This is a genomic window from Streptomyces sp. enrichment culture, assembly GCF_964273145.1.
Lineage (GTDB): Bacteria > Actinomycetota > Actinomycetes > Streptomycetales > Streptomycetaceae > Streptomyces.
This window is the reverse complement of the sequence record NZ_OZ186873.1, coordinates 4,613,219-4,627,392: the sequence shown is the minus strand read 5'-3', so window position 1 is coordinate 4,627,392 and position 14,174 is coordinate 4,613,219. Positions and strand designations below refer to the sequence as shown.

Annotated in this window: 11 protein-coding genes; 6 read left to right on the top strand and 5 right to left on the bottom strand. The window is 73.9% G+C overall.

All coding sequences use genetic code 11. The features are described from left to right. The first annotated feature begins 175 nt into the window (after positions 1-175). The 5 genes from ACSU6Z_RS20980 (at position 176) to ACSU6Z_RS20960 (ending at position 6,476) form a co-directional block, all read left to right on the top strand. Positions 176-1,393, top strand: a complete 1,218-nt coding sequence (locus tag ACSU6Z_RS20980; RefSeq protein ID WP_437047753.1) for a PucR family transcriptional regulator — start codon at positions 176-178, stop codon at positions 1,391-1,393. A gap of 113 nt (positions 1,394-1,506) precedes the next feature. After that, positions 1,507-2,994, top strand: coding sequence for an ABC transporter substrate-binding protein (locus ACSU6Z_RS20975; RefSeq protein ID WP_437047751.1), 1,488 nt, complete (start codon positions 1,507-1,509; stop codon positions 2,992-2,994). Next, positions 2,991-4,784, top strand: a complete 1,794-nt coding sequence (locus ACSU6Z_RS20970) for an ABC transporter permease subunit (RefSeq protein WP_437047749.1) — start codon at positions 2,991-2,993, stop codon at positions 4,782-4,784. The genes ACSU6Z_RS20975 and ACSU6Z_RS20970 overlap by 4 nt, the downstream gene beginning before the upstream one ends. Further along, on the top strand, positions 4,774-5,766 hold the full coding sequence (locus ACSU6Z_RS20965) for an ABC transporter ATP-binding protein (RefSeq protein WP_437047747.1): 993 nt from the start codon (positions 4,774-4,776) through the stop codon (positions 5,764-5,766). Before ACSU6Z_RS20970 ends, ACSU6Z_RS20965 begins: the two co-directional genes overlap by 11 nt. Further along, positions 5,763-6,476: an ATP-binding cassette domain-containing protein gene (locus tag ACSU6Z_RS20960; RefSeq protein ID WP_437047745.1), complete on the top strand. Its 714-nt coding sequence runs from the start codon at positions 5,763-5,765 to the stop codon at positions 6,474-6,476. The genes ACSU6Z_RS20965 and ACSU6Z_RS20960 overlap by 4 nt, the downstream gene beginning before the upstream one ends. Here ACSU6Z_RS20960 and ACSU6Z_RS20955 read toward each other — a convergent pair. Beyond that, the gene (locus ACSU6Z_RS20955; protein ID WP_437047743.1) at positions 6,430-7,002 is read right to left on the bottom strand and encodes a TetR/AcrR family transcriptional regulator; all 573 of its coding nucleotides are present in this window, start codon (positions 7,000-7,002) and stop codon (positions 6,430-6,432) included. The two genes, ACSU6Z_RS20960 and ACSU6Z_RS20955, sit on opposite strands and share 47 nt — an antisense overlap. Before the next feature lie 66 nt (positions 7,003-7,068). Here ACSU6Z_RS20955 and ACSU6Z_RS20950 point away from each other — a divergent pair, with 66 nt between their 5' ends. Beyond that, positions 7,069-8,634 (top strand): MFS transporter, encoded by a 1,566-nt coding sequence (locus tag ACSU6Z_RS20950; RefSeq protein ID WP_437047741.1) that lies wholly within the window; start codon positions 7,069-7,071, stop codon positions 8,632-8,634. A 64-nt stretch (positions 8,635-8,698) separates the two neighbouring features. Here the strand turns inward: ACSU6Z_RS20950 and serA are convergent, their stop codons facing one another. The 4 genes from serA to ACSU6Z_RS20930 form a co-directional block, all read right to left on the bottom strand. Further along, positions 8,699-10,288 carry a phosphoglycerate dehydrogenase gene (serA, locus tag ACSU6Z_RS20945; protein WP_437047740.1) on the bottom strand — a complete coding sequence of 530 codons (1,590 nt, stop codon included), beginning with the start codon at positions 10,286-10,288 and terminating at the stop codon, positions 8,699-8,701. A gap of 265 nt (positions 10,289-10,553) precedes the next feature. Next, positions 10,554-11,552 carry a ketol-acid reductoisomerase gene (gene ilvC / locus ACSU6Z_RS20940; protein WP_437047738.1) on the bottom strand — a complete coding sequence of 333 codons (999 nt, stop codon included), beginning with the start codon at positions 11,550-11,552 and terminating at the stop codon, positions 10,554-10,556. Positions 11,553-11,664: 112 nt separating this feature from the next. After that, positions 11,665-12,189 carry an acetolactate synthase small subunit gene (ilvN, locus tag ACSU6Z_RS20935; RefSeq protein ID WP_358780937.1) on the bottom strand — a complete coding sequence of 175 codons (525 nt, stop codon included), beginning with the start codon at positions 12,187-12,189 and terminating at the stop codon, positions 11,665-11,667. A 29-nt stretch (positions 12,190-12,218) separates the two neighbouring features. Further along, entirely contained in the window at positions 12,219-14,066 is a 1,848-nt protein-coding gene (locus ACSU6Z_RS20930; RefSeq protein WP_437047737.1) for an acetolactate synthase large subunit, read from the bottom strand. Between the last annotated feature and the right edge of the window lie 108 nt (positions 14,067-14,174).

Sequence of the window (14,174 nt, the reverse complement as noted above, 5' to 3'; positions counted from 1 at the left end):
CTCCACTTACACATGCGCCAAGGGCCGTCACCCGTCGTTTCGGGAACGGCACGGAGAACCACCGTGAAACCTAAGGATCCCTCCGATCGTGGGCCATCTACAGCTGTCACGCATCCGTGCCGCGGTTCTCAGACAGATGTATGAAGGTCCTGTTTCCATACGGCAGAATGCCCGGATGACGTCGGATTTCAGGGGTGAGTACCAGGAGCTGGTCGACGAGATCTCGGAGCTGCTGGGCGCCCCCGCGACCCTGGAGAACCGCGACTTCGAGCTGATCGCCTTCGGCGCCTACGACAGCGAGGGCGACCTCGATCCGTCGGCGCTGGACCCGGTACGCGCCCGCTCGATCCTCACCCGGCGGTCGACCGCGGCCGTGCGGGCCTGGTTCGAGGGGTTCGGCATCACCCGCGCGACGGGCCCGGTCCGCATCCCGCCGGCGCCGGAGGCGGGGGTCCTGCGGGGCCGTGTCTGCCTGCCCGTGCGCCACCGGGGCGTCGTCCTCGGCTACGTCTGGCTGCTGGACACCGACCCCGGCCCGACCGCGCCGCAGCTGGCGGCGGCGATGGAGGTGGCCGGCCGGATCGGCGCCCTGCTGGCGGACGAGGCCACCCGCGGCGCCGACCTGAGCCGGGAGCTGCGGGCGGTGCTCACCGCCGAGCGCGACTGGCAGCGGGAGATGGCCGTCGCCGAGCTGCGCACCGCCCTCGGGACCCGCGCCGGGGACCCGCACACGGTGGTGTGCGTGGCGCCCTGGCCCCCGGTGGGCCCGGACGACGCCCCGTCGGTGCGTACGGTGCCGGGGGCGACGGCGCTGTGCACGGTGCCGTGGGACGGGGGTGCCTCGCACGGCCGCGAGGCGGCGGGGCGGGCCCGCTCGGCCCTGGCGCTGCTGGTCCGGCTCCGTTCGGCGGACGTGCCGGCCCCGGCGGTGTCGGCGGCGGGGCGGCTGCTGGAGCGGGCGCGCGGCGGGGGCGGAGCGACCGGCCCCGCCGCCGGGATCGCCGCCGCGCGCACCGGGCTCGCGGAGCTGGGCGCGGCCTGGCGGGAGGCGTCGGCGGCGGCGCGCGCGGCGCTGGCCGAGCCGCGGCTCGGGCCGGTCGCCGAGTGGGCGTCGATCGGCCCGTTCCGCCTGCTGACCGCCCTGCCGCCCGGGGCCGCCCGCGATCCCGCCGTACGGGCCCTGCTCTCCCCCGCCCACCGCGAGCTGGCCCGCACCGCCGAGGTCTACCTCGACCGCGCCGGACAGGCCGGCCGCACCGCCGCCGAGCTGGGCATCCACCGCCAGACCCTGTACTACCGCCTCTCCCGCGTCGAACGGCTCACGGGCCTGGACCTGGACGACGGGGAGGACCGGCTGCTGCTGCACATGGCGCTGAAGGGGGCGCGGCTGTAAGCGGCTCCCGGGGGCGGGGGCCGTCGCGGCACCCCTGACCTGAAAACGATTGTCATCGTGCTACGGTTCGTCGCACACTCAACCTTTGACCGGCCCTTTACCCGGAGTGTCCCGTGCGCGTCCCCGCCCGCCTCCTGCCCCTGTCCGCGGCCCTCGCCGCCTCCGCCCTGCTGACCGGTTGCTTCTCGTCGACCGGGGCCGCCGGGGCCGACGGGGGCGAGCGCATCCGCGTCGCGATGATGCAGCCCCCGCGCTCGGGCCTGTCGCCGCTGTCCGACGACGCGTTCAAGCTGTCGCGCTGGTCCACGGCGGAGACGCTGGTCAAGCTGGACGCCGACGGCGACGCCGAGCCGGCGCTCGCCACCGGCTGGAAGCAGTCCGGCCGCAGCTGGACCTTCACCCTCCGGGACGGCGTCACCTTCCACGACGGCACCGAGCTGACCCCCGAGGCCGTCGTCCGCTCCCTCACCGAGGCGGCCACCGCCTCCCCCAAGCCCCGCATCCTGGACGGCGTACGGCTGACCGTGAAGGCGGCGGGCCCCGACTCGGTCGTCGTCACCACCGCCGAGGAGGACCCGCTCGTCCCGCAGCGGCTCAGCTCCCCGCAGCTGTCGATCCTGGCCGCGAAGGCGTACGAGGGGAAGACGGTCGACCCGGTGGGCGCCGGCACCGGCCCCTTCGAGCTGACGAAGGTCGACGGCACCTCCTCCGCCACCCTGGACCGCTACGACGACTACTGGGGCGGCCGGGCCAAGGCCCCCGGCATCGACGTGCGGTTCGTGCCGGACGGCACCGCCCGTGCCGCCGCCCTGCGCAGCGGCGAGGCCGACATCGTCGAGGCGGTGCCCGTCTCGCAGGCCGCGCTGCTGGAGGAGGAGCTGATCACCGAGGTCCCGATGCCGCGCACCAACACGCTCTACCTCAACACCCGCAAGGGCCCCTTCGAGGACCCCGCGCTGCGGGCCGCCGCCCGGGAGGCGATCGACGCCGAGTCGATCGTGAAGGGCGTGTACGAGGGGCGCGCCGACGTGGCCGAGGGGCTGCTCGGGCCCGCGCTGCCGTGGGCGGCCGGGCTGCGCGGGCCGGTGCGGCGGGCCGAGGCCGGCGACCCGGACGGCGCGACCGTCACCATCGGCACCTTCACCGACCGCGCGGAGCTGCCCGAGGTCGCCGCCGCGCTGCAACAGCAGCTGCAGAAGGCGGGGTTCACGGTGAAGCTGGAGGTCCGTGAGTACGCGAACATCGAATCGGACGCGCTGGCGGGCGAGTTCGACGCCTTCATCCTCTCCCGGGCCACCGTCCTCGACTCCGGCGACCCGGCGGCGTACCTCTACAGCGACTTCGCCTCCGACGGTTCCTTCAACATCTCCCAGCTCGCCGACCCGGCCGTGGACCGGGCGCTGACGAAGGCGGGCGGGACGCCGACCGGTGACGCCCGCCGCGCGGCGGTCATCGGGGCCGAGGCCGCCGTGCTCGCCACCGACGCGGCCGTGCCGATGCTCCACGAGCGGGTGATCCAGGGCGACGCCGCCGATGTCGTCGGCGTCGCCCACGACCCGCGCGAGCGGGAGCTGGTCACCATCGACACGCACCTGAAGTGAGGCCGACCGCAGCGGGGACGACCCGCGCCCTGTCCCTCGTCGCGGTGGTGGCGGCCGTCGGCCTGCTGCCCTGGCTCTCCGGCCGGGACCCGGCGCTGACGGTGCTGCGCGCCCGGTCCGCCGAGCAGGAGCCGACCGCGGAGGCCCTGGACGCCGTCCGCCGGGACCTCGGCCTGGACGCCGGTCCGCTCCCCCTGCTCGGCGACTGGGCCGCCGGGCTGCTCCGCGGCGACCTCGGCACCTCCTGGGTGTCGGGGACGGAGGTCCTGCCGTCCGTGCTCTCCGGGCTCCAGGTGTCACTGGGCCTGATGGCCGCCGCGCTCGGCGTGGCGGTGGTACTGGCCGTGGCGCTGGTGGCACCGGTGCTGGTGCGGGGCCGGGGCTCGGCCGGGGCGGGCGCCGCCATGCTGGCCGCCGTACCGGAGTTCCTGCTCGCCACGGTCGCGCTGCTGGTGTGCGGGGTGTGGCTGGGGTGGCTGCCGACGTCCGGCTGGCAGGGGCCACGGTACCTGGTGCTGCCCGCCCTCGCGCTGGGCGTCCCGGCGGGCGGGCTGCTCGGGCGGCTGGTCGCGGACGCGCTGCCCGCCGTGCTGGACGAGCGGTGGGTGGAGCTGTGGCGGAGCGCGGGAGTGAGCCGGGGCCGGATCTCGGCCGCCGCGCTGCGCCGCGTGCTGCCGCCGCTGGTCCCGCAGTTCGGGATGGTCGCCGTCGGGCTGACGGGCGGCGCGGTCGCGGTGGAGACGGTGTTCGCGGTGCCCGGCATCGGGCGTACGGCGCTGGGCGCGGCCAAGTCGCAGGACCTGCCCCTGCTCCAGGGAGCCGTCCTGGCCCTGCTCGTCCTCGGCCTGGTCACCGGCGCGCTGGCCGCGCTGGTACGGCGCCGGCTGCTGGGGCCGGCCCTGCGCGAGGCCGGGCTGGCGCTGCCCCCGGCCCGGCCGGTGCGCGCGCGCCCGGCGGTGCCGGTGGTCCTCGCCGCCGCGCTGCTGGCCGCGGTCGGCTGGGGCCTGCTGCGCGACCCCTACGCCGTCGACACCACCGCCCGGCTGGCGGCGCCCTCCTGGGCGTACCCGCTGGGCACCGACGGGCTGGGCCGGGACGTGCTGGCGCGGCTCGGGCACGGGGCCGCCTCGACGGTCGGCACGGCGGCGGCCGTCTGCCTGCTGAGCCTGGCGGCCGGGCTGGCGCTCGGGTTCCTGCCGGGCGTCGCGGCGGGCGCGGCGGACATCGCCAACGCCCTGCCGCCGGTGATCGTCGGCATCCTGGTCGCCGCGGCGGCCGGGCCCGGCACCGGCGGGGCCGCCCTCGCCGTCGCGCTGATCTCCTGGCCGCCGCTGGCCGCGCACGCGGCGGCGCTGGTGCAGGAGGTGCGGGCGTCGGCGTTCCTGACCGCGCAACGGGCCATCGGCGCGTCACCGTGGTGGATCCTCACCCGGCACGTCCTGCCGTCCGTGGCCGCCCCGGTCGCCAGGCACGCCCTGCTGCGGCTGCCCGGCATCGCGCTCGCCCTGGCCTCCCTGGGCTTCCTGGGCCTGGGCGCGCAGCCGCCCGCACCCGAGTGGGGCCTGCTGCTCGACGAGTCCCGCGCCTATGTGGAACGCGCCCCCTGGGCCGCCCTCGCCCCCGCCGTCGCCCTGGCCCTGCTGGCGGGCCTCGCGGTGTCGGCATCGGCCCTCACCCGGGGCCGCACCCCCCGCAAGCGCCCGGCCCGCGCCCCGCGCGCCGCGGGAACGGAACCCGGACGCCACCCGGTACCGCGTCCGGCCCGGAAGGAGACCCCGCGTGAAGCCTGACCTCTCCCCGACGGCACCGCGCTCCGGCGACCCCCTGCTGACCGTGCGCGGACTGCGCATCGCCTTCGGCGGTGTCGAGGCCGTGCGCGGGGTGACCTTCGACGTCCGCCCGCGTGAGGTGTTCGGCGTCGTCGGGGAGTCGGGCGCGGGCAAGTCCCTCACGGCCCGGGCGCTGCTCGGCATGGTGCCGCGCGGCGCGACGACGAGCGGCACCGTCCTGCTGCGGGGCTCCGCCGACCTCGCCGCCGAGCGCGGGCGGCGGATCAGCCTCGTCCCGCAGGACGCCCTGTCCGCGCTCTCCCCCGTCCACCCGGTCGGCGACCAGCTCGCCGCCGCCGTGCGGTCGGTACGGCGGGTGTCCCGGCGCGAGGCCGCGGCGCGGGCGGTGGCGGCGCTGGAGCGGGTCGGCATCCCGGACGCCGCCCGCCGGGCGCGGGCGTACCCGCACGAGTACTCCGGCGGCATGCGGCAGCGCGCGGTGATCGCCATGGCGACCGTCAACGAGCCGGACGTGGTCGTCGCCGACGAGCCGACCACCGCGCTGGACGAGGAGCGCCGCGAGCAGGTGCTGCGGGTCCTCGCCGAGCAGCGGGAGGCGGTCGGCGCCGCGCTGGTCCTCGTCACGCACGACCTGGACGCCGTACGGCGGCACGCCGGCCGCGTCCTGGTCATGTACGCCGGCCGGGCGGCCGAGCTCGGCCCCGCCGACGAGGTGCTGACCCGCCCCCGCGCCCCCTACACCGCCGGCCTGCTGGCCTCGCTCCCCCGGCCGGACGGCCCGCCCCGCCGCCGCCTCCCGGCGCTCCCCGGCTCCCCGCCCGCGCCGGGCTCCCCCGGCGCCGGCTGCGCCTTCGCCCCGCGCTGCCCGCTGGCCGCCGACCCCTGCCGGACGCGTGACCCGGAGCCGCAGCTGCTGGACGGACGGCTGGTCGCCTGCCACCGGGCGGCCGACGTCCCCGACCCGATCCGGGAGTTCGTGTGACCGAGCCCCTGCTGGACGTCCGCGACCTGGTGGTCCGCTACGGCCCGGTGACGGCCGTCGACCACGTCTCCTTCGCGCTGGAGGCCGGCGAGACCCTCGCCCTCGACGGCCCCTCCGGCTGCGGGAAGTCCTCCACGGCCCTCGCGGTGCTCCTGCTGCGCCGCCCGGACGGCGGTGAGGTCCGCTTCGAGGGACGGGAGCTGACCGGCCTGTCCGAGCGCGAGCTGCGCCCGCTGCGCCCCCGCATGCAGCCGGTCCTCCAGGACCCCTACGGCTCGCTCAGCCCCCGCCACCGCATCCGCGACGCCGTGGCGGAACCGCTGAAGGTCCAGGGCCGCTGGACCGCCGCCGAGGGGCCCGCCCGGGTGGCCGAACTGCTCGACCGGGTCGGCCTCGACCCCTCGTGCGGCGACCGCCGTCCGCACGAGCTGTCCGGCGGCCAGTGCCAGCGCGCCGGCATCGCCCGCGCGCTCGCCTCCGACCCCCGCCTGCTGGTCCTGGACGAGCCGGTGTCCGCCCTCGACCCCTCCGTCCGGGCGGGCGTCCTGAACCTCCTCGCGGACCTCCAGGACGAACTGGGCCTGGGCTACCTGTTCATCTGCCACGACCGCGCGGTCGTACGGCACTTCGCCGACCGGGTGGTCGAACTGCGCGAGGGGCGCGTCACGTCCGAGTGGCGGCCTCGACCACCCGGCGCAGCCCTTCGGTGAGCCGGTCGGCCTCGGGCGCGGTCTTCGGGTCGAAGGTCCACTGGGCCATGACGCCCATCATCAGGGTCGTGTAGAAGGCGCCGAGCGTGTCGACGACCTCGTCCGGCGTCTCCTCCTCGGGCACCCCCGTGAACAGCGTGACGAACCCGCGCGATCCCTCCCGCTGGGCCCGCGCGAGGTGGTCGCGCACCTCGGGCAGCTGGTCGCCCATGCTCACGATCTCCATGCTGAGCCGCCACAGCGAGCCCGGCTCCCGCATGGTGGCGATGATGTTCGACCAGATCGAGGCGAACCGCTCCAGGGAGCCCGGCGCTCCGCGCACCTCACCGTCGAAGGCGAGGGAGAGCTCCTCCACCAGCGCCACGTAGGCCTGGGCGAGCAGCGCGTCCTTCGACCCGTAGTGGTAGCCGATCGACGCCAGGTTGGTCCCCGACTCCCTGACGATGTCCCGGGCCGTCGTGCGGGCGAACCCCTTGGCGAGCAGGCAGCGCTTGGCGCCCTCGAGCAGATCCTCGCGGTGTCCCATGCCCCCACCCTACCCGGCACCCCATACACCCGTATTAAACAATCGTCATAGACAGACGTATAAGACATGCGTACAGTCACCGTCATGACGACGAACCCGCACCGCGCCGGGCGCCGCGAATGGACGGCGCTCGCCGTGCTGATGCTCCCGCTGCTCCTGGTCTCGATGGACGTCTCCGTCCTCTACTTCGCCGTTCCGGCGATCAGCGCGGACCTCGAACCCACCGGCGCCCAGCAGCTGTGGATCTTCGACATCTACGCCTTCGCCGTGGCCGGCCTGCTGATCACCATGGGAGCGGTGGGCGACCGCATCGGCCGCCGCAGGCTCCTGCTGATCGGCGCGGCCGCCTTCGGCCTCGCCTCCCTGGCGGCGGCGTACGCCCACAGCGCCGAACTGCTCATCGCGGCCCGCGCGCTGCTCGGCATCGGCGGCGCCACCCTGATGCCCTCGACGCTGGCCCTGGTCCGCTCGCTGTTCACCGACTCCCGCCAACGCGCGCAGGCCATCGCGGTCTGGTCCGGCGTGATGACGGCGGGCGTGGCCCTCGGCTCGGTGCTGAGCGGCGTGCTGGTGGAGCTCTTCTGGTGGGGCTCGGTCTTCCTGGTGAACCTGCCGGCGATGGCCCTGCTGCTGGTCCTGGGCCCCGTGCTGCTGCCCGAGTCCAAGGACCCCGACCCGGGCCGCTTCGACTGGATCGGCATCCCGCTGTCGATGGCCGCGGTCCTCCCGGTCGTCTACGGCCTCAAGGAGATCGCGTCCGACGGCTGGCACGTGCGGTACGCCGTGCCGGTCGCCGCGGGGCTGCTCTTCGCCGCCCTGTTCGTGCACCGGCAGCGGACGGCCGCGTCACCGATGATCACACCGGCGCTGTTCCGCGGCGGCGGCTTCGGCCCGGCCGTCGCCCTCAACCTGATCACGATGTTCGCGATGATGGGGTCGGCGTTCTTCACCACGCAGTACCTGCAGTCGGTACTGGGCAAGAGCGCGATGGAGGCGGCCCTGTGGGCGCTGGCCCCCTCGGTGCCGATCGGCTTCGCGGCACCCCTGGCGACCCACCTGGTGCAGCGGGGCGTCCACCGCGCCCGCGTGGTGACGGCCGGCTTCGTCTGCGCCGCGGGCGGCTTCGGACTGCTGGCGTTCGCCGGTGCGGACTCACTCGCGCTGGTGCTGGTGGCCTCCGGGGTACTGGCCTCCGGGGTCACCACGGTGATGTCCCAGATCATGGACCTGGCCCTGGGCGCCGCCCCGGTCGAGCGGGCGGGTTCCGCGTCCTCCCTCATGGAGACCGGCGCGGAGTTCGGCGGCGCGCTGGGCATGGCGGTCCTCGGCTCCGTCGGCACCGCCGTCTACCGCCGCGAGGTGCCGGACTCCGCGCCCGCCGAGGCCCACGAGACGCTGGGCGGGGCGCTGGCCGTCGCCGAGGGGCTGCCGGGGCACGCCGGGGACGCCCTGGCGACGGCGGCGCGGGAGGCGTTCACGCAGGGGATGCAGGGCGCGGCGATCGCGGGCACCGCGGTGCTCGCCGGGGCGGCGGTCCTGGCGTCGGTGACCCTGCGCCGGGTGCGGGCGCGCGCCGGAACGGACACGGAAAACGCCGGACGGGCCGAGCCGGTCGGCCCGTCCGGCGCTTGAGGACGGGGCCCGTCAGGGGCCGGGAGCCAGGGCCCGGGGGCCGCGGCCCCCGGGGACGGCCGCCTCAGACCAGGTTCACCGAGCGGGCGGACGTCGCGCCGATCTCCGCGGCGACCTCGCCCAGCACCCCGGCGGGCACCGTGTCGTCGACGGTCAGCACCGCCAGCGCCTCCCCGCCGACCGCCGCGCGGGCGACCTGCATGCCGGCGATGTTGATGCCCGCCTCGCCGAGGATGCGGCCGACGGTGCCGACGACGCCGGGACGGTCCTCGTAGCGCAGCACCACCATGTGGTCGGCGAGCGCGAGGTCCACGTCGTAGTCGCCGACGGCGACGAGCTTCTGGACGTGCTTGGGGCCGGCCAGCGTGCCGGAGACCGACACCTCCTCGCCGTCGGCGAGGGTGCCGCGCACGGTGACGACGTTGCGGTGCTCGGCCGACTCCGAGCTGGTGGTCAGCCGCACCTCGACGCCGCGCTCCTGCGCGAACAGCGGCGCGTTGACGTAGGACACCGTCTCGTCGACGACGTCCTCGAAGACGCCCTTGAGCGCGGACAGCTCCAGCACCTTCACGTCGTGCTGGGTGATCTCGCCGTACACCTCGACGTCGAGGCGGACCGCGACCTCGCCGGCGAGCGCGGTGAAGATCCGGCCGAGGCGCTCGGCGAGCGGCAGGCCCGGCTTGACGTCCTCGGCGATGACACCGCCCTGCACGTTCACCGCGTCCGGGACCAGCTCGCCGGCGAGCGCGAGGCGCACCGACTTGGCGACGGCGATGCCGGCCTTCTCCTGCGCCTCGTCGGTGGAGGCGCCGAGGTGCGGGGTGCAGACCACCTGGTCGAACTCGAACAGCGGCGAGTCGGTGCACGGCTCCTTGGCGTACACGTCCAGGCCGGCGCCCGCGACGCGGCCCTCCTTCAGCGCCGCGTACAGCGCCTGCTCGTCGACGATGCCGCCGCGCGCGGCGTTGACGATGCGGACGGTCGGCTTGACCTTGCGCAGCGCCTCGTCGCCGATCAGGCCGAGCGTCTCGGGGGTCTTGGGCAGGTGGACGGTGATGAAGTCGGAGACCTCCAGCAGCTCGTCCAGCGACAGCACCTTCACGCCCATCTGCGCGGCCCGCGCGGGCTGCACGTAGGGGTCGTAGGCGACGACCTTCATGCCGAAGGCCGACATGCGCTGCGCGACGAGGGCACCGATCCGGCCCAGGCCCACGACGCCGAGGGTCTTCTCGGCCAGCTCGACGCCCGTGTACTTGCTGCGCTTCCACTCGCCGTTCTTCAGCGCGGCATTGGCCTGCGGGATGTTGCGGGCCGTGGCGAGGAGGAGGCCGCAGGCCAGCTCGGCGGCGGTCACGATGTTGGAGGTGGGGGCGTTGACGACCATCACGCCGGCCTTGGTGGCGGCGGAGACGTCGACGTTGTCCAGGCCGACACCGGCGCGCGCGACGACCTTGAGCCTGTTCGCGGCGGCGATCGCCTCGGCGTCGACCTTGGTGGCCGAGCGGATCAGGATCGCGTCCACGTCGGCGATGGCGGGGAGCAGTTCCGCCCGGTCCGCCCCGTTGCAGTGGCGGATCTCGAAGTCCGGGCCAAGCGCGTCCACGGTCGCGGGCGACAGCTCTTCAGCGATGAGTACGACGGGTTTCGAGCTCACGTGAGTCCTCACAAGTCCAATGCGGACGGCCGTCCCGACGGCCGCAGGCGGTGGAGGTTTGCTAGCCGCGTGGAAGACGCACGACGCTGTGGGCCTGACGCGTTTGTTGTGCAGCAGTCTAGTGGCGCCGGGGGCGTCGGCTTACGCCGCTTCGGAAGGATCATCCGTCCGTGGCTGGACGGGTTGGACAACGCCGGGCGCCCGACGCCGTCCGGGCTCGCCGAAGGGACCGGGGCGATCCGCTCCGGCCCCTTCGGCGCAAGGCTCACGCCTCTTCGTTCACCCAGCTCATGAGCTTGCGCAGCTCCTTGCCGGTGGTCTCCAGCAGGTGCTCGGAGTCCTGCCGCTTGTACTCGTCGTACTTCTTCAGACCACCGTGGTACTCGTCCATCCAGTTCTTGGCGAACGAGCCGTCCTGGATCTCGGCGAGGACCTTCTTCATCTCGGCCTTGGTGGCGTCGGTGATGATCCGGGGGCCGGTGACGTAGTCGCCCCACTCGGCGGTCTCGGAGATCGACCAGCGCATCTTCTCCAGGCCGCCCTCGTACATGAGGTCCACGATCAGCTTCAGCTCGTGCAGGCACTCGAAGTAGGCGATCTCCGGCTGGTAGCCGGCCTCGGTCAGCGTCTCGAAGCCCGCCTTGACCAGCGCGGCGGTGCCGCCGCACAGGACGGCCTGCTCACCGAACAGGTCGGTCTCGGTCTCCTCGGTGAAGGTGGTCTTGATGACGCCGGCGCGGGTGCCGCCGATGCCCTTGGCGTACGACAGGGCCAGCGCGAAGGCGCTTCCCGTGGCGTCCTGCTCGACGGCGGCGATGCAGGGGACGCCGCGGCCCTCCTCGTACTGGCGGCGGACCAGGTGGCCCGGGCCCTTCGGGGCGACCATGCAGACGTCCACGCCGGCCGGGGGCTTGATGAAGCCGAAGCGGATGTTGAAGCCGTGGCCGAAGAACAGGGCGTCGCCGTCCTTCAGGTTGTCCTTGATGTGCTCCTCGTAGACCTGGGCCTGGATCGGGTCCGGGACGAGGATCATGATGACGTCGGCCTCGGCGGCGGCCTCGGACGGGGTCACCACGCGCAGGCCCTGCTCCTCGGCCTTGGCCTTGGACTTGGAGCCCTCGTGCAGACCGACGCGCACGTCGACGCCGGAGTCGCGCAGGGACAGGGCGTGGGCGTGGCCCTGGCTGCCGTACCCGATGACCGCGACCTTGCGGCCCTGGATGATGGACAGGTCGGCGTCGGCGTCGTAGAACAGCTCGGCCACTTTGGGTTCTCTCCTTGGGTGCGGGTGTTGCGTCCCACCGTATGCCGGTGGGGGGGAGGGAGGTTCGGGGGTCTTGGGACACGGGCGGCCGGCGGGCCGCCCGCGGGGTGCGTCAGGCGGTGCGGTCCAGGGCGCGCAGCGAGCGGTCCGTGATCGAGCGGGCGCCGCGGCCGATCGCGATGGTGCCGGACTGGACCAGTTCCTTGATGCCGTACGGTTCCAGCATCTTGAGCATGGCGGACAGCTTGTCGCTGCCTCCGGTGGCCTCGATGGTGACGGCCTCCGGGGAGACGTCGACGGTCTTGGCGCGGAACAGCTGGACGATCTCGACGATCTGGGAGCGCGTCTCGTTGTCGGCGCGCACCTTCACCAGGACGAGTTCGCGCTGCACGGCCTGGGACGGCTCCAGCTCGACGATCTTGAGCACGTTGACCAGCTTGTTGAGCTGCTTGGTCACCTGCTCCAGCGGCAGGTCCTCGACGTTCACCACGATGGTGATGCGGGAGATGTCGGGGTGCTCGGTGACGCCGACGGCGAGCGAGTCGATGTTGAAGCCGCGGCGGGAGAAGAGGGCGGCGATCCGGGCGAGGATGCCGGGGGTGTTCTCCACCAGGACGGAGAGCGTGTGCTTGGACATGTGTGGTCTTCCTTCTCGCTCTTCCTCGCTCAGTCGTCTTCGCCGTCGCCGAAGTCGGGACGGACGTCCCGGGCGGCCATGATCTCGTCGTTGGAGGTGCCGGCGGCGACCATCGGCCAGACCATCGCGTCCCCGTGGACGATGAAGTCGACGACGACCGGACGGTCGTTGACGGAGTTCGCCTCCTCGATGACCTTGTCGAGGTCGGCGGGGTCCTCGCAGCGGATGGCGTGGCAGCCCATGGCCTCCGCCAGCTTCACGAAGTCGGGGACGCGGGTGCCCCGGGCCTCGGGGTTGACGTCGTCGGGGCCGGAGTGCAGGACGGTGTTGGAGTAGCGCTGGTTGTAGAACAGGGTCTGCCACTGGCGGACCATCCCGAGGGCGCCGTTGTTGATGACGGCCACCTTGATCGGGATGTTGTTCAGGGCGCAGGTGGTGAGCTCCTGATTGGTCATCTGGAAGCAGCCGTCGCCGTCGATCGCCCACACGGTCCTGTCCGGCACGCCGGCCTTGGCTCCCATGGCGGCCGGGACGGCGTAGCCCATCGTCCCCGCGCCGCCGGAGTTCAGCCAGGTGGCGGGCCGGTCGTACTGGATGAAGTGGGCGGCCCACATCTGGTGCTGGCCGACGCCCGCCGTGAAGATCGTGCCCTCGGGGGCGAGCTGCCCGATCCGCTCGATGACCGCCTGCGGGGACAGCGAGCCGTCCTCGGGCTGGTCGTAGCCGAGCGGATAGGTCTCGCGCCAGCGGCTGAGGTCCTTCCACCAGGCGGAGTAGTCGCCCCGGCGGCCCTCGCCGTGCTCCTTCTGCACGGCCTGGATCAGGTCGGCGATGACCTCGCGGGCGTCGCCGACGATCGGCACGTCCGCGGCGCGGTTCTTGCCGATCTCGGCCGGGTCGATGTCGGCGTGGACGATCTTGGCGTGCGGGGCGAAGCTGTCCAGCCTGCCGGTGACGCGGTCGTCGAAGCGGGCGCCGAGCGCGACGATCAGGTCGGCCTTCTGCAGCGCGGTGACGGCGGTGACCGCGCCGTGCATGCCCGGCATCCCCACGTGCAGCGGGTGGCTGTCGGGGAACGCGCCGAGCGCCATCAGGGTGGTGGTGACGGGCGCTCCGGTGAGTTCGGCCAGCACCTTCAGCTCGGCGGTGGCCCGGGCCTTGAGGACGCCGCCGCCGACGTAGAGGACGGGCCGCTTGGCGGAGGTGATGAGCCTGGCGGCCTCGCGGATCTGCTTGGCGTGCGGCTTGGTCACCGGACGGTAGCCGGGCAGGTCCATGACGGGCGGCCAGGAGAAGGTGGTCTTCGCCTGGAGGGCGTCCTTGGCGATGTCGACCAGGACCGGGCCGGGGCGGCCGGTGGAGGCGACGTGGAACGCCTGGGCGATCACCCGGGGGATGTCCTCGGCCTTGGTGACCAGCCAGTTGTGCTTGGTGATCGGCATGGTGATGCCGACGATGTCCGCCTCCTGGAAGGCGTCCGTGCCGATCGAGGACGAGGCGACCTGGCCGGTGATCGCGACCAGCGGCACGGAGTCCATGTGGGCGTTGGCGATCGGCGTGACGAGGTTGGTGGCGCCGGGACCGGAGGTCGCCATGCAGACGCCGACCTTTCCGGTGGCCAGGGCGTAGCCCTCGGCCGCGTGGCCGGCGCCCTGCTCGTGGCGGACCAGGACGTGGCGCACCCGGCCGGAGTCCATCAGCGGGTCGTAGGCGGGAAGGATCGCACCGCCGGGAATCCCGAATACCGTGTCGGCCCCGACCTCCTCGAGGGAGCGGATGAGGGACTGCGCGCCCGTGACGTGCTCGATGGGGGCGGACTGTCCTCCGGATCGGGGCCGCGGCTGCGGATGAGGGGCCCCGGTGGCCTGCTCGGTCATCGGCATTCTCTTCTCGATGCTGAGGGTTTTTGCGAGGTTCGCGCGGTGGGTGACCGCGGTTCGGCAGGTGCTGGTGCAACAAAAAACCCCTCGTGCCGTAAGGCAAGC